Below are 20,864 nucleotides of genomic sequence, written 5' to 3' on the forward strand. Positions count from 1 at the left end.
GGATGTATCCGGCAATCAGAATCTGATTGTCGACAGAAAATCAGCCAAAGGATTGGCCGTATGTACAAATCACTGCTTTGCCTGCGATATTTGAGAACCCGATATATTGCGCTGGCCAGTATCATCAGCATGACCCTGGGTGTGGCGACGATGATTGTCGTCAACAGTGTAATGGATGGTTTCAGTACGGATATGCGAACCCGTCTGCGAGGCATCCTGGCGGATGTAATTGTGGAAACCAATTCTCTGGACGGCGAACCCGATACCAGGGATATTAAGAACAGCATCCAGCGTGCGATTGGCGACGATATTGCCGGGATGACGTCGACCGTCGAAATTTATGCCATGCTCAGTGTGCAATATGGTTCGCAGTGGCAGAGTAAGCCGGTCACGCTGATTGGTATCGACCCTGAAACCAAAGCTACCGTCGGCCCGCTGGCACAATATCTGGAACATACAAAAGACAACGACATTCCCAACTGGGAACTTTCGCCGGAAGCGATGGCCTATCGAAAAGAATGGACCACGCGTGCCCAGTGGATGGTCGATCGCTGGAACCATAATCCCCCACCCATCGAAGAGAACGAGCAGGTTTCTTTCGAAGAACCGGTCGAATCGAATGAGCCACTGCCGGCACCAAAGTTTGCCAATGATACCGCGACAGTGTCCCCATTTGATCAGGCGCCGAAACCGGAATCCTCTCACAAAGCTGACCCGTCAGCCAATCCATTCAGCGAAGACATGAAAGTCTCAGCTTTTGAAGAAAAAGAAAAAGAAGACCCCGGCAGTCCGCTGAAGGGGCGCGTGTATATCGGTTATGGCCTGGTGAGTTTTCCTTATGAAGATCCGGAAACCGGTAAAACGGAAATGTTCCAGATTGTCAAACCGGGTGATGATGTCAAAATCAGTACGGTATCCGCTGGTCAACCTCCGGAGCCGAGACACTTCAATGCCACGGTCGTTGATCTGTTCAAGAGTAACATGAGCGAACACGACAGCAGCCTGGTGTTCTGTAATCTCGAATATCTTCAGGAAATGCGTGGGATGATCGACCCTGTCAACGGGGAGAAATCGATCACATCGATCCAGATTAAACTGAAACATCCGGAAGATGCCGCCATGGTTGTCAGCAAGCTGGAAGAAGCTCTGCCTGCGGGTCGATTTCGCGTGCGGACCTGGGAAGATAAGCAGGGTCCCCTGCTGGCTGCAGTCGAAGTCGAATCTGCGATTCTGAACGTGCTGCTGTTTCTGATCATTGCGGTTGCCGGTTTTGGAATCCTGGCGATCTTTTTTATGATCACCATCGAAAAGACGCGTGATATCGGCGTGCTCAAAGCGCTGGGTGCCAGTTCAAACGGCATCATGTCCATCTTCCTGTCGTACGGGCTGGCGTTAGGGCTGGTGGGCAGTGGGGTCGGTGTGATTGTCGGTCTGCTGTTTGTGAGATACATCAACGAAATTGAAAAAGCGATTACCTGGATCACCGGGCGGAAGGTGTTCGATCAGCGTATTTATTACTTCCCTGAAATTTCGACTCATGTGAATCCGATGATGGTTTTCTGGGTCGCCCTTGGTGCGATGGTGATTGCTGTCCTTGCCAGTATTTTACCGGCACGTAAGGCCGCACGATTTCATCCTGTGGAATCACTGCGTTACGAATAACGATCAACCATTAATCAGCGTTGTGAAACACGGAACAGTAATCTTCACAGTTGTTTCCCGTTTATGTCGAGTATGAATTCATGACCGAGACCCTATCCATGCCTCATCCACAGTTAGCGGCGGTTGCCATCGAAAAGGCCTATCGAAAAGATAAACACAAAGTTCCCGTGCTGCGGGGCATTGATGTGGAAGTCCAGAAGGCCGAGTTCCTGTCGATCGTGGGGCAGTCCGGGTCCGGAAAAAGTACGCTGATGCATCTGTTTGGGCTCCTGGATTCTCCCGACATCGGAGAAATTCATCTGGAAGGTCAGCGGATCGATGATCTGCCCGACCATGCCCGCGATCAGATACGTAACCGGGTCTTCGGCTTTATTTTCCAGTTCTACCATCTGCTGCCTGAACTGAACCTGCTGGAAAACGTGCTTTCCCCGCTGATGATTCGTTACTCGACATGGGAATACTGGAAGAGGAAAAAGCAGTTTCGACAGGACGCTTTAGAGATTATCGAAAAAGTGGGCCTGTCGCACCGAATCAAGCATCGCCCGTCAGAAATGTCGGGTGGAGAAATGCAGCGGGCCGCTATTGCCCGGGCTTTAATTGCCAAGCCTCAGATCCTGCTGGCGGACGAACCTACCGGAAATCTGGATAGTAGTACCGGTAAAGAGATTATGGACCTGCTGACCAACTTGAATGAGCAGGAACAGCTGACTATCATCATGGTGACGCACGACAATTCGATTGCCGCCCAGGCGCATCGGACGGTTCGGCTGCTGGAAGGTCAGATTGAGGTTGTGGGGAAATCCCAAGCCACTTCCGTTCCCGCTTAGTGACAAACGATCAGCGTACCGCTGCTGGTTTGAACCACTGTCGCCTGCGTCGTGTCAATGGCGTACGCCGTTGTCCGTGATGCTTCTGACTGAAATGGATTTCACTGAATTCAACGTCGGATTAATCTTCCGTCAAAACCAGCCCGCCGTGCCTCGGCCTATTTTGAGAATGGTACCAGATTCCAATGTCGCTCCAAGTTTATATTGACGGAAAACTGCTTCCTAAGGAAGAAGCAAAAATCAGTGTATTCGATCATGGTCTGCTGTATGGTGACGGCGTCTTCGAAGGCATCCGCGTCTACAATAAAAAAGTGTTTCTGATCCAGGAACACATTGACCGTCTGTATGAGAGCGCGCTGGCGATTCGCCTGGAGATTCCTCTCTCTAAAGAGGAAATGGTAGAAGCGATCAATGAAACAGTGGCAGCGAACAAGATTGAGAATGGCTACATCCGACTGGTAATCACGCGTGGGGCCGGCTCTCTGGGACTGGATATCCGCCGTACCAGTAATCCACAGGTCATCATCATTGCGGACAATATCTCCCTCTATGATCCGCAATTGTACATCGATGGATTGAAAATCATCACCGCTGCCACCATTCGCAATCATCCGGCTGCATTGTCTTCCCGGGTGAAATCACTCAACTATCTGAATAACATCCTCGCGAAGATTGAAGGCACCGATGCCGGCTGTATTGAGGCATTGATGTTGAACCACAAAGGGGAAGTCGCCGAATGCACGGGCGACAATATTTTCATTGTGAAAAATGGTGTGTTGAAAACCCCCTCCGTGGATGCCGGGATTCTGGAAGGCATCACCCGTAATGCGGTGATCAGGCTGGCTGAGCAGTCAGGGATCACCGTCGATCAGTCGCCGTTTACACGACATGATATTTTTGTGGCTGACGAATGTTTCCTGACCGGGTCTGCTGCAGAAGTGATTCCCGTTGTGGAACTGGATGGCCGCCAGATCGGAACCGGCAAGCCTGGGCCGATGACGAAAGATCTCAACGAGAAATTCAAACAGTTGACGCGGGAATAACGGCAGCACTGTTGATGTTGAGATACGGGAATGCGGCCTGTGATCTGAATGCCTGTTGCATGAGGCTTTTCCTGTGATACGATAATAATTCACGAGTTAGCGCGACCGGTTTGCGCCGCTGGTGTGTTTATTCTCTCAGCGAAATGAATTTGATCTGTCCCGTTCGGAAAACTGCTCATGCGAATTTCAACTTCTGCTGCTGTCCGTATTCTGTGTGTTTCTCTGCTGCTGCTCTGCGCGGCTGGCGCTCAGGGAGAGCCGGCCAGTAAGGCGGCTCCCGAATCGCAAAAAGATGCTCAGACAGTCAAGCAGGCATTGGCGGAATTCAATTCGCTGATTGGCGGCTGGCGGGGGGTGGGAATGATCAAACGCAACTCCCGCAAAGGGGCCTGGTCCGAAAATGCAGAGTGGGTCTGGAAGTTTAAACCCGGATCTACCAGCATTGCCTATGAGATCACCGATGGGAAATTCCTGAAATCCGCGTCCCTCAGTTATGATCCGGAACAGAAACATTATCAGTTGGCTACCGTCCTGCCAGACGGGACAAGTCGCGATTATACGGGAAGCTTAAGCAAGGATACGCTGGTTCTGGAATCAACTCCCGATTCAGAAGGAGCCATCTATCGGATGTCCATTCGTCGCCTGAACGAGAAACGTACCCTGGTGCTGTTCGAACAGCGAAATAAAGGGCAATCATTTTATTATCGGCTGGCAGAAGTGGGCTACACCAGAGAAGGGACACGGCTGGCAGATCCGGGAAGCGGTGGACCCGAATGTATTGTGACCGGCGGTGCGGGAACGATTCAGGTCAGCTATCAGGGAAAGACGTATTTTGTCTGCTGCAGCGGCTGTAAGCAGGCTTTCGATGAAGACCCGGAAACTTATATAGCGGAAGCAAAACAGAAAGCCGAAGAACGCAGAAAACAGAAGTCGAACTGAATTCGACTGACGTCAGCGTGATTCCGCTTAGAAATTTTCCAGAGAAGAACCGAGTTCCCCCGAGTTTTTTTCTTCCGGCGCTTCTTCCAGAATGACTTCTGTTTCAGCCAGATCTGTGCGAGGCAGGGGGATTCGTTCTTCCGTTGCTGATTTTTTCGACATCGGATTCAGCCACTTGGGAAGTCGGGAAAAACGTGATGATTCTTCTGCTTTCGTTTGAAGAATCGCTGGCTCAAGCTCTACGGGCTGCTGCTGTGAGACATTTTGTAACGGCGTCGCCTGCTGATCTTTTTTCGTATAAAATTCCAGACCGAAAAAAGGTGAGCGGCTGTTACTGTCCATCTGGAACCACTTGTTCCCCAGACCCTGACATCCCGTTTGTGTACAAAGCAGAAGCGTCAAGACGCAGAATGCTCTGATTAATCTTAGCCCGTTCATTGGTTGACTTATTCCATCCTTGTCCAAGTCAAATACTCTTTACGCTATTGATGACCGAAATCCGAAGTACCGTTCTGATCGGTGGCTGAACTGGATTTCGTCCTCTATCGTCATCGGCTGATTCTGAAGTCAGAATTTCCGTTTTTCCCGTTTCTGTCTCACTTGAGAGGAAATAGCCTGTCACAGGTCGATTTATCTTAACAAATGACCGATTTATTCCTGTGCGCTTTCTTCCGAACGACGAGTTTCAATTTCTTCTTCTGATTCCACGGCTGGCTCACTCTGCTTTGGTACACCTCGAAATGCGAGTTTACTTGTGATCGGACCGTCATTTCCCATCTGACAGCCAGTCCAGGTCATGACGCACATTAGCGAACAGCAGACGGCAAGGTGTAATTGTTGACGCATTGGGATTCCTTTCCCAGTAAATAGTAACAATACCCCCTTCGGTTTTCGGGCACGTTTCATATCAGGATTCCGTTGTCAGGTGAAGAGCGTTTTTCAGATCCAGGACCTCCAATTCCTATTTTCAATTCGTTTTTCAGGGCTTTTACTCGACATGTTGCCGATTTCCCACGTGTTGCTTTCAGGCATCTTTGCACTAAGTGATTAAATATTAGCCGGTTACGTGTGATTGACAGCCGGTTGCTCTCGGCGTGTTGCTTTTTCGCCTCAAGTGGCAGACCTACGTTTCAGAGCGGTACCAAAAATATCCTGCTGAGTCTGGTTTTTTTATCTCCCTTTACAGTAACCACTTACGATTCCAGTTCTGAACAGTTTGTTAAAAAAGATTTACGGTTGGGCACCTTTGGTATTCAGCTTGCTTTACATCTCTTTATCAACTTTGAAACACAAACAACTCGATGCAAACCTTTCATACACTTTGGAGACCACCACGATGAAAAACATTATCAACCAACTGATCAACGACGAAGCCGGCTTCATTGTTTCTGCAGAACTCGTACTCATTTCCAGCATCGCCGTGCTGGCCATGATCGTCGGACTGTCTGAAGTCGCCAACAACGTCAACCAGGAACTGGAAGATGTCGGCAGTGCCTTCGCCAGTATCGATCAGTCTTACAAATTGAGCAACGCACATGGCCACAAAGCCTGCACCGATGGCAGCAGATTCAACGACTGCCCTGACTTCTGCTCCGGTCAGTGGGACGTGCAGTAATCCCCAGGCAGAACTCTTCAACTACCCGAAACGTGCTTTCTTTCCAACGACAACCGCCTGCAGGGCTTCACCACCCCTGCAGGCTTCGAAACACCCGAAACAAAAATGAACCCATTCTCTTTCCGGAGTCCATCACCATGAAAACTATGCTGATCCGTTTAATGAACGACGAGGCCGGCTTTATTGTCTCGTCCGAGCTGGTCCTGATTTCCACCATCGCCGTGCTGGCCATGATTGTCGGGCTGAGTGAAGTCGCCCATGGCGTCAACCAGGAGCTGGAAGATGTCGGGAGTGCCTTCGGGCGGATTAACCAGAGCTACTACGTTGCGGGAGCTCACGGCCATAAAGCCTGTACGGACGGCAGCAGCTTCCATGACCAGGTTGACTTCTGCGATGGCGAGAACGATATCGTCTGCGACCGTTCACCACGTAAAGAAGGTAACGGCTACTACAACTGATGGACGGCCTTGAATGGCTGATAGGAACGTCCGGCTTTCCGAGCGGGAAAGCAAGCTTGCATCGAGGCGGAGGTCTCCACCTCAGGCACTCTCATCGAACTGGTGAGAGTGCCTTTTTTAATGCGCTGCAGCTTATTGCTGATTGTTCGCAGGATCAAGTTAACCAGGAGCGGCTCTGATGAGGTTGGTCGGCCTGCTCAAGATGATGTGGTCGCTGTAAACTCTCCTGCGGGTGAATGATGCTGGTTTCATGAGGTGTTTCATCTTGAAGCTTCTCCATGAGTTCACACCAGCCTTCCCGATGAATCATCAGAACTTTGATCGCATTGTGTATATAGCTCACTTCCTGTTTCACGTCGGCGTGGTGCAGGTTTTCATAAACGAAAACGAACAGAGCTTTGAGTTGCTCAACCATTTCCGGTTGTTGAGAAGAGTCCAGCCCCCCGATCAGCTCCGCGACCAGATCACGACTTTTATCGAGTGCAAAGTGAGCCTGCTCAAAATGATTTTCTTCGGCGGCTTGTACTGCTTTTCTGGCAAAGCGTAAGGCTCCGTCTACAACCATAAGATGTAACTGGTGCGGTTTTGCTGTTAAAACCTGGTTCTCAATATAGTCTGCTCCGTTCATCTTTTTAGCGGCCCCTCTCACAAGTGCAAATTAATATGTTTATGTCTCAAACTGCTTAGCTACTGCTGGCTTTCTGCAGACCATCCAGGGCAGTCTGCTGTGAATTCAACTGGTTAACGATGGTTTCCTGTAGTGTGAACTGTCGAATAAGTCGTTCACGACGGGCTTCCAGAATCGTATTCAATTCATCGACGCGTGTATTCAAAGCCAGTGCCGAAGCCTGTAATGAATCGGTTTGCGCTTTAAGTGTCCCGGTAAAGGGATCTGTCATTGCGGTAATGACATCGTCCATGACGACGGCAAATCCGGTGTCCTCCTGCTGGAAAAATTCGGTGACAGCATCGGGGTCGTCAGCCAGCAGCGCGTCGAGCGTGGCGCTGTTTAATTCCAGTTTGCCATTCCCGTTAAACCGCACTCCCAGTTGGGCCATACTTTTGACAGAGCTGTTACTGATGGACAGCTTTTTCGTCAGCATTCCCTCCAGGCGGGAAACGGTTGTCTGCACCAGGCTGTTCCCGTTCAGAACGCCCCGCGCATTGGTTTCGGAATTGAAACCGGTGAGTGAGTTCTTGGCGTCAACAAAACTGTTGTACGCATTAATGAAGGTAGTGACTGTACTCTTAATTCCCGACGTATCGCGGGCCACATTAATGGTTGACGGTGACAACCCGGTAGACAGGAGATCGATTTCCAGTCCCGTGATCGCGTCGTCAAAGCTATTCGTCGAAGAAGTCAGCAGAAAGGATGTTTGAGGATTGCTTCCGATGCGGATCAAAGCATCATCTGCATCGACAGATGTGGAGAAACCGAAATTATAATCGCTTTCCAGAATCAATTCGCCCGCCGCGCCACTACGGGACGATGTAATCGATAGCCGGGCAGAATTAAAGGCCGTCCCATCGTCGATGATCGTGGCGGAAGCGACTCCAGTGGCATTAATTTTTTCTGTAATGTCCTGAAGTGTGTCTGTCGCTTCCACGGAAACTTCCGTAATCTGTCTGCTGGTGACGCCGGTTGCTCCTGCGCCTTTGATTCCCAGACTGGCTGCTACGGTGCCGCTTGAAACTTCTTCGACTTTGACATCAAACGAACTGCCTCCGGTGCTTTCCACGATAAATCCGTCGCCGAAATCATTCAGCCGCGCATTGATCTTTGCTCCAGCGGTGGCAGCCGCTTCATTGATTTTGGTGAGGACATCACCGACCGTTTTCGTGGTCTCCGAGTCTGATAAACTGACATTGAAGCTGACGCCATCCCGGTCGGTAATTCGAATACTGCCTGATGTGACCGCGGTTCCGTTTTTTCCATAAGTTGAAAGAGACGTATTTTCGTTAACGTAGCGTAAATCGAGTGAGCCGGAATCGACGGTGTGCTTTGAATCTGCCAGAACCGTGTCTATTTTCAGGAAGCCGGCGAGGTTTCCGGTCGTATCCTGGATTTCAATCGACGTTCCCGACGCAGCAGAGGTATCCTTGATCTGGATGCCCGTTTTGGTAGCGTTGAGACTCGCTTCGATTTGAATACTGCCGTTTGCGTTGATCGCATTGATGACTTCGTCCAGTGTTTCGACGCCGGAAAAATCAATCGTGGCATTTCCACCTGCGCCATCTTCAAAGTAAACCTGGCCGGCATTCAGGACAGTGCTGCTGGCGGACACGCCACCATTGAGATTTCGCAGTAAAACGGAATTCAGGCCTCCGGATAAGGTACCTGTAATCGTGCCTCCCAGACCGGTGGTCTGGATACCCAGTTCACGGGCAGCCAGAGAGTCGTTTAAGGCGGTCACTTCAAACGTTGTGGCGACTCCCCCGGTGTTATCCGTTAAGGTCAATTTTCCATCGCTGGTGATGGCTGCAGTAACCTTGCCTCCATTCGATGCGTTGTTGTTCACCAGGTCGACAACATCACCGATTGTCTGTGCAGAGTCAAGATCGACGTTAAAGGTAGAGGCATCGGAAGCGGTGATCTGAAAGTCTTCGGAACCGGAGACTGTGGTAATCCCATTCCCGTCATTGATCTGTGACAGATTAAAATCACTGGTGACGCGATAGACGGAATCTCCCGTCAAAGTGGAACCTGCAACAGACTGCAGTATGCCCAGGTCGGCTGCTGTTTTTCCTCCTGAGACTTCCGTGACTTTCAATGTACCGAGACCGGAACTGGTATCGGTAAGCACCAGATGGTCTTCCTCAATGCTGGCGACAATGGAAGTGGCTGAGCCATTTATTTCATCGACCACATCCTGGATATTGAGTGTTCGCGTCAGGTCGATGACTTCTGTCTGGCCATCCCGGTCGGTTATGCGAATGCTGCCCCGTTGGACTCCCAGTCCATTATTCAATTCTTCCAGCAGCTTGGAATCATCCAGTTTCCCGCCTCGAGAAAGCGTGATGGTGGTATCGGTGCCTATAGGTGTTGTATCGGAATCCGAAAATCCATTTGATACGACCTGGTGGTTCGAAGAGAGGCGCAAACCCTGTAGCTGATAAGAGGCTGCGGTCGCGGTGCTGTTCGCGGCAACACTGAACTGGCTGCTGTCAGAGCTGGTGGCCTTCAATGTTTCGAAGGTGCTTTTCAGGTTCAGCTTTTGAACACTTGTATTCAGAGTCAGCAGGTTTGCTTCGAGGGTTTTGATGCCCCCTTCGGTCGCCTCAAATGCGGCAGCACGGTCCGCAAGTTTCACCAGGGCGTTGCGTTGTACGCCGATGATGGCATCTACAATTTCTGTGATATTCAATCCGGTTGCCAGACCGACACCGGAACTGATGCCTGACATGTTACCAAGCCTGTTTCAAGATAAATAAGCTGAGAGTTCTCAAAATCAGTCCGCGCATGCAGGACTGCTTGATCTAAGTATTTATCGGTTAGTGAAAGGTTACCGCTTGAGCAGAGTATCTGATTGCACGTCATCACCCTGGCTGACAGTCAGGGTGTGCCGGTTGTAGCAATTGGGGTGTTGTGGTTTATTCGATCACCGCATAAGAAAGTGAGGTGGCAAACGGGAACCGCTTCAAACGCAGTTTGGGCAGCCCCAGGGTTTCCATGGCGGCCAGGGTTTCTCCAGGGAATAAATCCATATTGAGTTCATCGAAGGCAATGATGGCTCCTTTGGGCATCCGGGGTATCAGCAGTTCCAGCGCAACTTTGGTTGGTTCGTACAGATCTGCATCCAGATGCAGGAGCGAAACGATCAGGTGCTGATTCTTTTCCAGGTACTCGGGCAGTGTGACGCTGATGTCTCCCTTGACCAGTTCGACTTTGGAAATGTGATTCAGATAACGGGTGGAATTATAAACCTGGATCGCTTTTTCCAGGTCTTCCATGGCATTTTCTTCCGATTTAAATCCACCGACTTCCAAATGCTCGCTGGTACCTGTTGTGTCCTTCTCGCTCAATGAGGGAAAGCCTTCAAAAGTATCAAAGCCGATAATCTTGCGGAGATAATTAACCGGTTCGAGGATGGCGCTGAATTGTGCCCATGCCATCAGGCTGGCACCACGGTGTACGCCGAGTTCGACAACAGATCCGTTGACTTCCAGTTGCTGCTGGAAAATTTCATAGCGGGCCAGCAATTTAGTAATGGATTGCCGGGAGACGTACTTGGTAAACGCATCGAGTTTATTCAGATTCGAGCCGACGCTTGATTCCCAATATTCCTCGACCGCATTCAACGCATTCAGGTCACTGTTCGACTGGTTTTGTGACTCGCCTACGTTCCCCTTTAACAGCCCTTTTTTTTCTGCCATTTCAGTTACGCTTTTTAATGAAGTGAGAAGTGAAATCAGGTCTGAAACGTCCTGATGGTCTCAGGTTAAGACGCCGTTCGCGACATCGCCCGTCTGGCATGTGTAATATCCCTGATCCGCCAGCCCTCTTTTAGAAACTGAGGATCCCTGAGATCTCGATACCGCAGATTCAACACAAAGCGGACGTACTCTGATTGATTCTTGCAGGGAGTGTGGGGAGTCAGGCTGTGAAATAACAGTACGTCCCCCACTTCCAGTTCTGTTGGTACAACACGGTCATATTGATCAACCACATCGGGAGGCAGTGAATGCCATTTTGTGTTGATACCATGGTTGTGTTCATCATGGGCGACCGGTGCTTTCCGGTGTTCTCCCAGAGCGAGTGTCAGGCTCCCGTTATTCTGATCTGTTTTCTGCAAAGGCGCGTACAAGGTTATGGTAGAATAAGGTCCTTCGTTGTAATACCAGTCCTGATGCCAGGAAGCGAGATGCCATTCGGCATGGGGCATACTCATGAGAATGATATAACGATCATGGATGGAGATTTCCGGCGAGAGCAGTGTTTCCAGGATCGTCAGTAATTTCGGATGTGATCCCATTGAGTGTAATGCAGGCGCAGCATTCATGGAATCATATAAAATACTCTGCGCACCAGGATGGTTCGATTCCAACTCGCGCAGACGATCGCTGATCTGGGTGATTTCATCCGCATCTTGCGAGACCGTGGCACCAAAATGACTCTCCAGCAGAGCGAGTCTGCCTGCCAGACTGTTGCGGATGGGAAGAAACTCATCCGGTGAGAACAGGCCTTTAACCAGGATTGCCCCCTCTTCCGCATACTGATTTACGAGCGCGTCCGAAAGTTCAAAACCGTCCTGGTAACAGTTCAGAGTACATAATTGATTGAGGGGCAGCATTGTATTCCATCCCTGGTTTATTTTGCTGATAGAGAAAACTATTCGCCGTAACCAAACTGGGTCACAAGCGGTTTAAAAAACCGGGTGACCATGGCCTGTTCTGATTGCGAAAGACGATCACGCCATTTTCCAATCATCAATGGTTGAATGGGGTCAGAATCTGCCGTGTGTTCCCCATCGATGCGGACTGCTTGTGTAGTGCCGGCAGTACCGGAGACCGCTGCAGGCGCTGTCAGTAGAATATTCATTTCCTGTGCGATCGCCTCGACTTCATCCAGTTTCAGCAGGACACCCAGTTTGGTCGCCATCTGAAAGATCAGTCCTTCCGCATTTTTCAATAGATGTTCATAAGGAATTACCATGATGCCGGGCAGGCAGAGTGCATGATGGATTTCCTGGTATGCCGCGACAGTCTGATCGACGGCATCTGCAAACGACATGGCCTGAAGCTCCATTTCTGCACAAACGACATCCCGCGGATCTCGATAGTGATAAAAGGGGCGTACGGCATCATCCTGGGCAGCGGCAATGGCTTCCTCCGTCAGTAAATCGAACTGCAGAATCAACCGCTCATTCAGGTCCATGGTTCCGACGAGCTGATTCAGTTCTTGTACGGAATTCGCTTTTTCCGAACGAAACTCGAAGCTCTGATGCTGCCAGATTTTCTGGAATACAGCCTGCGACCAGTCAGTACCTGATTTGGGAATTCCGAAATTGAAAATGATCATAATTGTTCCTGTAGGAGATGAGACTCAGAAAAGCTGGCAGATTAGAACGCCTGCCGGACTTTTGAATTACTAATTGAGATCCAGTTCTTTTGATTCACGCTGACGCGTTTTCTGAGTGAGGAATTGCGGTCGAGGTACCGTTGTTTCCGCCTTTGAACTGCGGTAGGGATGCTGGTCCTGGAAATAATCAATGAGCTTTCCCTGGTATTCAATTAAGATCGTTTCAAAGTGGATCTGATTACGTTGAATTTCCAGCACGATATCTGCAGCCCGCCATTGTGTAGCAATCAGAATAATATCAACGGGATTTTCCACGAGTTTGTCACGGAAGAAAATCTCCTGGCCGGTACCCGGAACGAATGTGCCGACTTTATTCATGTCGGAATCGATCACGATCGGGAACCGTTGTTTGTCCAGCTTGTGCTGATTGATGAAGGCAGCCGCTTTCCCCGTGCCGCCCCAGATAGCAGTTCGTTTACCGGACTCCGTCAGTTCGTCAAACTGCACAGCAAGTTGCGTTGCTGACTGCAGCGCTTTTTCCTGGAAGGCGATCGCCTGCCGCGCCAGTTCGACCTGATGACTCTGGGGCTGGAAGCTGGCGATACCGTATATGACTTCGTCATTATAGCTGGTTTCAATCAGGTCCACGCTTGTGGCACAGCGTTTCAGTAAGCGTTCGAGTGATTGTGTGGTGAAATGAGAGTTATGTTCGTAGAAGAAATCCACGGTACGACCGGCTGCGAGTACACCATCGATACAGGGGACTTCGATAAACAGACTGGTTGCACATTCAGCCACATTGGCAGCAAATGCGACCTCCTGAGCAAACCCCAGAGGGTTCATCAGGTGTTCGAAAACATGCCGGCTGATAATCAGATCCGGCTTCAACTCAGCCAGATGCCGACCAGGTTCGAACAGCATCGCGCGGGCTTCGATCAACCCATCTTCGGTTTCGATCTCGGCATTGGGATCAAAGCCGATGAATTTTCCCCACGGTATTTTTTTGGCCAGGGAACGCAGTAAATGTCCCTCGCCGCAGCCAATCTCCACAACAATCGGATTTTCCGGCAGTCTGATGGCAATCAGATCACAGACATTCTGCAGGTGTTCGGACCAGATCGCACCTTTGTTGAACATCAGGTTGGGTTTGTCAGAATAAGGGACCTTGGCATAATCGAATGCAGCATTTGAAATATGTCCACAGTCCACACATCGCATAAAGTCGTGCGGCAGTCGTTCCATTGCCTGAGCTTCTTCACAGCTTTGAGGCCAGGCCAGTGTGGTTAATGGCAATAAGCCTCCATCGTAAAACTGGACTGCGATATGATAACCACAGGCGGGACAGGTGTAATTCTGCATGGCAGAATTCAGGATTTTGATGTGGTCAGCGTTTCCCGGCTGATTTAATGAAGCATCCATGCTAGGTTCCTTGCTGATGTTCGAGCTATTCAGACTGAAAGATGATTGATTGACAGGCTGCTGAGATTCACTGTGTTTCAATGCTGATTCAAAGAATGTTTCCAATTCCCGAATGGTGTTGACGTCTTCAAAAACCAGATGGCTTTTAGAGAGAATTTTGAGGCGAAGCTGATCGCGGAATGCTTCATCAGAACCGATGCGGCAGGCCAGATTGATATATTCTTCAATCGAAGAAACGACGCAGTCCTGCAGTCCCATTTTATTGTAGATCGCGAGCATACCCCTGCCGCGCATGTATTTTGCCGGTAGTGTGACAACCGGGGTTCCGATTGCCATCGACTGATAAGATGTATTTCCCCCTCCAAAGTGCAGGGGGTCGAGCAGTACATCTGAAATATAAATCAGATTCAAAAAGTCAGGAGTCGACAGGCTTCGCAGGAAGAGAATTCGGTCTACCAGGTCCGGGAATGATTTTTTAAACCGCGTGACCAGCAGGTCTTTCCACTTTGAGGTCTGATCACGAATCATCACGATTCGTGCCTTTGGATCCTGTTGGAGAATCCCTGCCAGGATCTGATCAAATTCGGGATGAATCTTAAACAGAGTCTGTGGGCAGGCGTAAACATGTTCGTCGTCGGACAGTCCGAACACAGCCCGGTTTTTGATTTTATCCGGCAGGGCAGGGCGGTAGTAATACGACGGCAGAGAGTCCAGTTGTACCAGTTGTTCTGTGTAGTGTTCCTGAGCGTCTTCCGGCTCGATCAGTTTACTGGAGATGAAATAGTCTATGGTTTTCAGACCAGTCGTAATGGGATGTCCCCAGGTTACGCACTGGATGGGAGCATGCCTGGTCGTTGCCAGCGAAAAGATAAACGGATCCATACCGATGTCTGCATAAAACAGAACGTCCAGTTCCAGGCTCTGCAGCACCTGGCTGGCCTGTTGTAATTCGATCCCCAGAAAGACGTATTCATCAGAATGGTGGCGAATTTCCCTGGCAATGTCATCGGTATGTTTCGTGGGAGAAATTGTGATCACGTGATATTTATCCCGGTCGAAATTCTGAATGATGCCTTTCATCAGGGAGCCAATAGTATGGTTGTAGAACAGGCTGGAAATAAACCCGATACGAATTTTTCCATCGCGGGCGACTGTCGGTTCCTGCGGATTCCAGCTGAGGGTATTTCTAAGCTGAAACAGCTCCGTCATCCGTTCGATAATGGGGCGGTCATTAAATCCCTGATAGGCCAGGTAGAAAGTTCCCGGAGTCAGTTTGATCGAAGTATCGATCTGCACTCCATCATCGTGCATCTCTTCGATTTTTTGCACGAAAGTATTCCGGACCTCCTGGATTTCATCCATGGAAGTCGGAATGGGCGGGAATAAACTAGCCAGGGCGAGTCGATATTCCGGCTGCGGAATCAGCTCATACGCTTTTTCGAGCGCCTGTTTTGCTTCCTGAAACATTCCCATGGACTGGTAAACAGTAGCCAGGTTGCAGTACACAGGAAGATAGCCATCGTCTAATTTGCGGGCACGCAGGAAACTCTTCAGTGCTTTCTTGAATTGTTTCTTCTGGTTTTGAATATGACCTTTGTAGTTCCAGAGAGCCGCGCACTCCGGATGTGCTTCCAAACCCTGATCTATATGGTGGGTTGCTTCCTTGACGCGCAATTGTGTTGAATAAAGTTCAATCAGTTTCAATCGGGACTGTAAGTGGTCGGGTTCCAGTGAAACGAGAGTCTCAAAATAACCAACGGCTGAACCGATTTTCCTCTGCTGGTGGCGCACGCAGCCCATTCCAAACAGTGAGGCGGTATTCGTAGAGTCACTTTGATACAGACGCTGGAAGATATCGTAGGCCTGCTCAAAATCCCCAAGTGCCGCCAGCATGGATCCCAAGTGAAAGGCGGCACCGGGATGGTTGGGTTGTTTTTTGAGAACTGCCCGGTAAGTGAGCATGGCATCTGTAGTCTGCTTTGACTCTTCCAGGGCTTTTCCCAGGTGGAAACGGATCTCGCAATTGTCCGGAGAATGGTTCAGAGCGTCGTGAAAACATTTGATGGCAGTGTCGAAATCTTCCTGTCTGGTATACACGATGCCGAGGTTATTGAGGATTTCCCAGTTGCCAGGCTCCAGAATGGCTGCTTTTCGGAGGATGGAAATGGCAGTCTCGTATTTCTCTTTTGCCGAAAGAAAAACGGCATAATTTTTCATGGTATCGAGATGATCGGGAGCCAGTTGTAATGCACGCTGGTAAGCTGCATCGGCTGATTCCGTGTCCTCTGCTTTCGCCAGTGCATTCGCCAGATTAAACTGCGCGGTATGCAGATCTGGTGCCAGCCGGACGACCTGCTTACAGATTTCGATGGCTTCTTCAACTTCATCTGTTTCCAGCAGCAGGTTCCCCAGGTTGATCAGAGCATCGGGATATCCCGGTTTAAGCTCCAGCGCTTTTCGATAAGCGTCTATCGCTCTTTGTTTTTCGCCAGAATTTGCCAGAGTAATCGCGAGGTTATAAATAAAAGCTGCGTTCCGGGGTTCCAGTTCAATCGCCCGTTCGTAATTCTGAATGGCATCCTGATACTTTCCCAGTCCTTTACACGCGGCACCGCGGTTGGAAAAGAACGAAGCGATCCCGTCGTTCCGGCAGATCGCCCGTGTAATGAAATCGATCGCTTTGTGATACTGCTTCAAATGCAGATAGACCACGCCCAGTAAATGCAGGGCATCGACCTGTCCGGGATCGTGTTGGAGAACTTCGCGATACAGCTCTTCTGCCAGAGGGAGATTACCCGCCTGATGCTGTTGAACCGCTGTTGCCAATAGTTCCTGAGGTGAAGGCATGAGATCTTCTTTGAATCACGTTCGTGATTGAAAAAAATTCAATTGAGTACTGAGCAAAACTGTCTGATGCGGAATATCCGGCAGACTTTTTCGGTTATTCTGTTTGTATCGGCTGCGGTGGGGGTCTAGATAAGCAGTTTCTTTGGTACGCAGCAAATCAGTCGTAAAGGGGGGAATTCACCCCAGACTGGCTGTTAAAATGGGGGGAAATAAAAGCCTAAATAAAAAAACACTACCCATCTTGTGATGGATAGTGTTTCAATAGTTTCAGTATTTCTCATTCAATGAATGAGGCCTTCGAGGATTATCTCAAGAGACTCAATACCTGTTGTGGGTTCTGGTTGGCAATCGAAAGAACCGAAATACCAGCCTGGTTCAGAATCTGGGCTTTCGTCAGATTCGCGGTTTCGACAGCGAAGTCGGTATCCACGATCTGGCTGCGTGCTTCAGAAATGTTTTCCAAGGCAACCCCCAGAGAAGAAACGTTGGTTTCGATCACGTTCTTCTGAATCGCACCCAGACGACCGCGAAGAGTGGAAACACGGTTTACCGCTTCTTCGATGATATTCACCAGGTCAGAACCGGGAACCGAAGGACCAACATCCAGCAGACTCTTTCCACCACCGGAACCGAGTTCGAACAGTTTACCGGAGACACCACCCAGACGGGCCGTATTGACCGCTTCAATTCCGATACCTACCTGACCAGCGGCTGACACGTCCTGTCCAATCTGGAACAGTGAACCACCGCCGGTAATGGTGATACTGGCAGTGTTGTCAACAGTGTTAGCGGCAGCTGTGAAGGAGAACGATGCATCCAACTGTTGTGACCGCAGGTTCGCTGACAGACCGGAACCCTGGGCAACCTGACCGTTGATTCGAGCAACGATGTCCGAACCAATGTCTCGTTTCAGAGAATTCCCGTCGGTAATATTATCGACCGTGTCGAATGTACCTGACAGCACGTTGACGTCCACGAATTCATCAGCACCGTAGTTGTTGGCGCTGAAGGTCAGGTAGGCGTCTGTACCACCACTTAAAGCAGCAGCTGCGGCGGCATCGACAACCCCGGAACCATCACCTTCCACGGCTGATGAGACCAGAGAGTTGGTGTCTGCATTACCGTCAAGTAACGCTTTGACTGATGTCGCAGTCGATGAAATATCACCGTTCGCAAGCGTTGCCAGACTGACCACAATCGTAATATCGGAGTTCGTATTACTGAAAGTAATATTGGCAGCCGCACTGTTGGCAGAGGGGTCAACAAACGAAATTCGAATGTTTTGGCCTGTGTCGCCTAAGACACTGTCTGATGAACGAGCGTCGGTAAAAGTCAAATCGGAGTTGGCAGCAGTACTGTCAACCGTCAGATTGCTGGCAACCTTATTGGTTTTGCTCGCTGTCACACCGGTAATGTCGGTCACGCCATTCACAGCATCCTTGACGTTGTCCAGCGTGCTGGAAGCACCCAGGAAGAGCACCTGTGAACCACTGGAACCACCTACTTCGATGGTGGTTGCCTCTGCCAGACCACCGTCGACAGCACTGTAATCCAGGCTGGCCTGAGTAGCCGCAGTGACGATAGTTGCGTCGAGTGTGATCGAACTGCTGCTACCAAATACGGCTTCGTTGACCTGGAAGTCGGAGAGTTTCGCAGAGTCCGCTGCTGAAGACTGTGTACGGAACGCTTTACTTCCGTCAATCAGTTTGTCACCAGCGAATGATGTATTGGCAGAAATTCGGTTGATCGCTGATAATGCGGTGTCGATCTGCAGCTGATTCGCTGCAATTTCGTCTTGAGACAAAGCACCTTCGTTCAAACCTTCCTGGACCAGACCACGAACCTGGTTCAACAGGTTTGTCACTTCGCCCAGAGCCGAGTCAGCAGTTGCGATTACGTTGCTGGCACGGTTACTGTTTTTGATTGATTGTTCAATAGCAGATACCTGAGATCGCAGAGTTTCACTGGCGATCAGACCTGATGGATTGTCTTTACCCGAGTTGATTTTCAAACCGGTTGACAGTCGTGTCAGCGAGGTATCCAGAAGATTTGTAGATTTGTTTAAACTACGCAGACCTCTCAGCGAGGCAACGTTAGTATTAATTCGTGTCATGGCAAACAGCCTTTCTCACTTGTAAATTGTGCTTCCCAAGGGATTAATGGGTTTTAGCTACTTATATGATTTAGGTTTCGAGTGATGCTGAAACCACCCGAAGACATTAGTTTCTGATCCTGTCAAATCCGATAAATGTGAAACAAAGCCATACATTCTGACAGGATTCCTCGAACTGATGTGGCTTATCTTTCCATAACAAAACCATTCCAGATTCAGACGACATGGTAAATGTGCAGAGGGAAGCTGCGCATTCACGTTCATATTCTATCGGAATGTTACTTTAGGCAATCTGAGTGTCTTTGGTGTTTTTTTGAAAATAAACCGATCTCTCCGGTATCGCACACGGGAAAGGACGAGTTGTAACTATTATCCGTTCCTTCATCAAAAGTTCGGCTGTGACTCTATTAGCGTGAGAGAGGAAAGTGGTGATCGTTTCATGCAAACGAATATTTATGTTAAATCGGGCTGCAGGATCGTTGCCGTTTGCCTAACTGGACCTCGCCTGTGTTGCTGGATGGATAGTCTTTGCCTAACCGTCAAACTCTGTCTTGAGGGAAATCACTCCTGTTATCACTGCACTTAGCGTCTGCTCAGTTTGCTGTATCTGCTTCCGACAGTTTGATATCGTGCATGGATAATCCCGGAAGAGGCGCTGGCAGACAGAATGTTTACGGATTCAATTATCGCACTGAAACACAGTCTGTTGATTGAAACTGATTGACGAAGGCAGTGATTCTTTTGCTTCGATCTTCTAAAATCATGTTTTCTATTCACAGAATTGAATTACCGAAGCCGGTTACCTTTGGTCTGGCTTTCCGGAAAAACTGGAAACGATTGATTCAAGAGGGGAGATATTCATTCGAGAACTGCGCAATGCACATTTACCAGGTCAACGAAATGATCCATTAGTTACTTTGCAGGCAGTTTAAAACAGAGTCTCTGCCCCGGTGATTCATCAAAGAGTATCCTGGAGTCAGCGTGTGATTCACATTGGTGATGCAGGGCAATTCCAAGAGGTGTGAATGAACGGGGGTAATTCAATAGGAATCAGGGCATGCTGTAGAATACTTACAAAACGCATCACAATTAAGCATAGCGCCTCTCGATCTATGATACCTGGTCCAGATGATTCTGGAGACGCGACAGTAAAACTGGATCCAGTCTGGAAATTGAAGAATCAACTGCCGTCTGAAATGCGCTTGATTGGCAGAAAAGCATCAGGTGCATTTTGTAACTGCTATTGCAGAGTTGTTGATTATGCGGGTTAATGATAATTGTTCTGATGAATGCTGGTCGTAACAAATGAACTTGGTCTTCTTGGACACTCATTCTTTTCATGCAAAAAGTCAACGCTTATTGCTCAAGATCACTGATCGGCAATGACGATCCATCTTTCATATCTTGCCAAAAGCGAACATGCCACAGCAGGTGGTTGAATAAGCAGACAAATGAAGTCTCTACAGTTGATGGAATAAATATTACAGATCATATTGCACCTGCGCTGAACTGATTCACTTTCAAGAAGTATTGATCCTAAGAAGACCAAATTCACGAATCGCATACCTTAGGGAGCAGCAACGCATGCCTTTGTGTCCCCAACACACTAGTCATCAGGTTAAGGAAGCCCACTCAAGATTAGGACGATCACTTGTAAAAATTCAAACAACCCGTCACGCCTCCACAGTCGCATCAGAGAATATCGCAACCATGTTCCAGGACTGGGAACAAAAGTGGTCGCACCGTCGCGAATTGATCGCCAGTCGCATCGAGTTGATCGAGACACAGCTCGAGGCGCTTGAGCAGTCAGACCTGCCGATGCCACAGTTTACCATTTTTGATGATCCGGGAGAGTAGCGCCTGCCCGGCCTGGAACACTGTCGATGATGAAACCAACGCGGTCTCTGGATCAGAGAGCGAAA

General features: G+C 49.4%; 16 protein-coding genes. 7 read left to right on the top strand and 9 right to left on the bottom strand.

The window, feature by feature from the left end:
- Window positions 1-60 precede the first annotated feature (60 nt).
- The 4 genes from GmarT_RS01260 to GmarT_RS29685 all read left to right on the top strand — a co-directional run bounded on the left by GmarT_RS01260 (window position 61) and on the right by GmarT_RS29685 (window position 4,471).
- Window positions 61-1,662 carry an ABC transporter permease gene (locus GmarT_RS01260; RefSeq protein ID WP_002646883.1) on the top strand — a complete coding sequence of 534 codons (1,602 nt, stop codon included), beginning with the start codon at window positions 61-63 and terminating at the stop codon, window positions 1,660-1,662.
- A gap of 80 nt (window positions 1,663-1,742) precedes the next feature.
- Window positions 1,743-2,489, top strand: a complete 747-nt coding sequence (locus GmarT_RS01265; protein ID WP_230682388.1) for an ABC transporter ATP-binding protein — start codon at window positions 1,743-1,745, stop codon at window positions 2,487-2,489.
- A 185-nt stretch (window positions 2,490-2,674) separates the two neighbouring features.
- On the top strand, window positions 2,675-3,532 hold the full coding sequence (ilvE, locus tag GmarT_RS01270) for a branched-chain-amino-acid transaminase (RefSeq protein WP_002646881.1): 858 nt from the start codon (window positions 2,675-2,677) through the stop codon (window positions 3,530-3,532).
- A gap of 177 nt (window positions 3,533-3,709) precedes the next feature.
- Complete coding sequence (locus tag GmarT_RS29685) at window positions 3,710-4,471, top strand: YHS domain-containing protein (protein ID WP_002646880.1); 762 nt, start codon at window positions 3,710-3,712, stop codon at window positions 4,469-4,471.
- A 27-nt stretch (window positions 4,472-4,498) separates the two neighbouring features.
- Here GmarT_RS29685 and GmarT_RS01280 read toward each other — a convergent pair whose 3' ends face one another.
- Both GmarT_RS01280 and GmarT_RS01285 read right to left on the bottom strand, forming a co-directional pair.
- Window positions 4,499-4,813, bottom strand: coding sequence for a hypothetical protein (locus GmarT_RS01280; protein ID WP_002646879.1), 315 nt, complete (start codon window positions 4,811-4,813; stop codon window positions 4,499-4,501).
- A 309-nt stretch (window positions 4,814-5,122) separates the two neighbouring features.
- Window positions 5,123-5,317: a hypothetical protein gene (locus GmarT_RS01285; RefSeq protein WP_044238136.1), complete on the bottom strand. Its 195-nt coding sequence runs from the start codon at window positions 5,315-5,317 to the stop codon at window positions 5,123-5,125.
- Window positions 5,318-5,807: 490 nt separating this feature from the next.
- Here GmarT_RS01285 and GmarT_RS01290 point away from each other — a divergent pair, with 490 nt between their 5' ends.
- Together GmarT_RS01290 and GmarT_RS01295 are read left to right on the top strand one after the other, a co-directional pair.
- Complete coding sequence (locus tag GmarT_RS01290; RefSeq protein WP_002645565.1) at window positions 5,808-6,086, top strand: Flp family type IVb pilin; 279 nt, start codon at window positions 5,808-5,810, stop codon at window positions 6,084-6,086.
- Between the two features lie 137 nt (window positions 6,087-6,223).
- Window positions 6,224-6,544, top strand: a complete 321-nt coding sequence (locus GmarT_RS01295; RefSeq protein ID WP_044238133.1) for a branched chain amino acid aminotransferase — start codon at window positions 6,224-6,226, stop codon at window positions 6,542-6,544.
- A 154-nt stretch (window positions 6,545-6,698) separates the two neighbouring features.
- On the opposite strand, the gene fliS is transcribed toward GmarT_RS01295, so the two are convergent.
- From fliS to GmarT_RS01330, 7 genes are all read right to left on the bottom strand, one after another.
- On the bottom strand, window positions 6,699-7,172 hold the full coding sequence (gene fliS / locus GmarT_RS01300) for a flagellar export chaperone FliS (protein WP_002646876.1): 474 nt from the start codon (window positions 7,170-7,172) through the stop codon (window positions 6,699-6,701).
- Window positions 7,173-7,227: 55 nt separating this feature from the next.
- On the bottom strand, window positions 7,228-9,948 hold the full coding sequence (fliD, locus tag GmarT_RS01305; protein ID WP_149302397.1) for a flagellar filament capping protein FliD: 2,721 nt from the start codon (window positions 9,946-9,948) through the stop codon (window positions 7,228-7,230).
- A gap of 187 nt (window positions 9,949-10,135) precedes the next feature.
- A complete protein-coding gene (locus GmarT_RS01310) occupies window positions 10,136-10,918 on the bottom strand; it encodes a class I SAM-dependent methyltransferase (RefSeq protein ID WP_002646873.1) in 783 nt (260 codons plus the stop codon).
- A gap of 65 nt (window positions 10,919-10,983) precedes the next feature.
- Window positions 10,984-11,835, bottom strand: coding sequence for a phytanoyl-CoA dioxygenase family protein (locus tag GmarT_RS01315; protein ID WP_002646872.1), 852 nt, complete (start codon window positions 11,833-11,835; stop codon window positions 10,984-10,986).
- Window positions 11,836-11,873: 38 nt separating this feature from the next.
- Complete coding sequence (locus GmarT_RS01320) at window positions 11,874-12,563, bottom strand: hypothetical protein (protein ID WP_002646871.1); 690 nt, start codon at window positions 12,561-12,563, stop codon at window positions 11,874-11,876.
- A 69-nt stretch (window positions 12,564-12,632) separates the two neighbouring features.
- A complete protein-coding gene (locus GmarT_RS01325; protein WP_002646870.1) occupies window positions 12,633-16,829 on the bottom strand; it encodes a tetratricopeptide repeat protein in 4,197 nt (1,398 codons plus the stop codon).
- A 304-nt stretch (window positions 16,830-17,133) separates the two neighbouring features.
- Window positions 17,134-18,942 carry a flagellin N-terminal helical domain-containing protein gene (locus GmarT_RS01330; protein ID WP_002646869.1) on the bottom strand — a complete coding sequence of 603 codons (1,809 nt, stop codon included), beginning with the start codon at window positions 18,940-18,942 and terminating at the stop codon, window positions 17,134-17,136.
- Between the two features lie 1,710 nt (window positions 18,943-20,652).
- Here GmarT_RS01330 and GmarT_RS29335 point away from each other — a divergent pair.
- On the top strand, window positions 20,653-20,799 hold the full coding sequence (locus GmarT_RS29335) for a hypothetical protein (protein ID WP_002646868.1): 147 nt from the start codon (window positions 20,653-20,655) through the stop codon (window positions 20,797-20,799).
- Window positions 20,800-20,864: the final 65 nt, after the last annotated feature.

It is taken from the genome of Gimesia maris (assembly GCF_008298035.1).
GTDB classification, from domain to species: domain Bacteria; phylum Planctomycetota; class Planctomycetia; order Planctomycetales; family Planctomycetaceae; genus Gimesia; species Gimesia maris.

Excerpts from the sequence above, each read along its gene's own strand:
- GmarT_RS01315 (WP_002646872.1), bottom strand. The coding sequence starts at position 11,835 with ATGCTGCCCCTCAATCAATTATGTACTCTGAACTGTTACCAGGACGGT.
- GmarT_RS01295 (WP_044238133.1), top strand. The coding sequence starts at position 6,224 with ATGAAAACTATGCTGATCCGTTTAATGAACGACGAGGCCGGCTTTATT.
- GmarT_RS01265 (WP_230682388.1), top strand. The coding sequence starts at position 1,743 with ATGACCGAGACCCTATCCATGCCTCATCCACAGTTAGCGGCGGTTGCC.
- GmarT_RS01260 (WP_002646883.1), top strand. The coding sequence starts at position 61 with ATGTACAAATCACTGCTTTGCCTGCGATATTTGAGAACCCGATATATT.
- GmarT_RS29335 (WP_002646868.1), top strand. The coding sequence starts at position 20,653 with ATGTTCCAGGACTGGGAACAAAAGTGGTCGCACCGTCGCGAATTGATC.
- GmarT_RS01325 (WP_002646870.1), bottom strand. The coding sequence starts at position 16,829 with ATGCCTTCACCTCAGGAACTATTGGCAACAGCGGTTCAACAGCATCAG.
- fliS (WP_002646876.1), bottom strand. The coding sequence starts at position 7,172 with ATGAACGGAGCAGACTATATTGAGAACCAGGTTTTAACAGCAAAACCG.
- GmarT_RS01290 (WP_002645565.1), top strand. The coding sequence starts at position 5,808 with ATGAAAAACATTATCAACCAACTGATCAACGACGAAGCCGGCTTCATT.
- GmarT_RS01320 (WP_002646871.1), bottom strand. The coding sequence starts at position 12,563 with ATGATCATTTTCAATTTCGGAATTCCCAAATCAGGTACTGACTGGTCG.
- GmarT_RS01310 (WP_002646873.1), bottom strand. The coding sequence starts at position 10,918 with ATGGCAGAAAAAAAAGGGCTGTTAAAGGGGAACGTAGGCGAGTCACAA.
- GmarT_RS01285 (WP_044238136.1), bottom strand. The coding sequence starts at position 5,317 with ATGCGTCAACAATTACACCTTGCCGTCTGCTGTTCGCTAATGTGCGTC.
- GmarT_RS01330 (WP_002646869.1), bottom strand. The coding sequence starts at position 18,942 with ATGACACGAATTAATACTAACGTTGCCTCGCTGAGAGGTCTGCGTAGT.
- GmarT_RS01280 (WP_002646879.1), bottom strand. The coding sequence starts at position 4,813 with ATGGACAGTAACAGCCGCTCACCTTTTTTCGGTCTGGAATTTTATACG.
- ilvE (WP_002646881.1), top strand. The coding sequence starts at position 2,675 with ATGTCGCTCCAAGTTTATATTGACGGAAAACTGCTTCCTAAGGAAGAA.
- GmarT_RS29685 (WP_002646880.1), top strand. The coding sequence starts at position 3,710 with ATGCGAATTTCAACTTCTGCTGCTGTCCGTATTCTGTGTGTTTCTCTG.
- fliD (WP_149302397.1), bottom strand. The coding sequence starts at position 9,948 with ATGTCAGGCATCAGTTCCGGTGTCGGTCTGGCAACCGGATTGAATATC.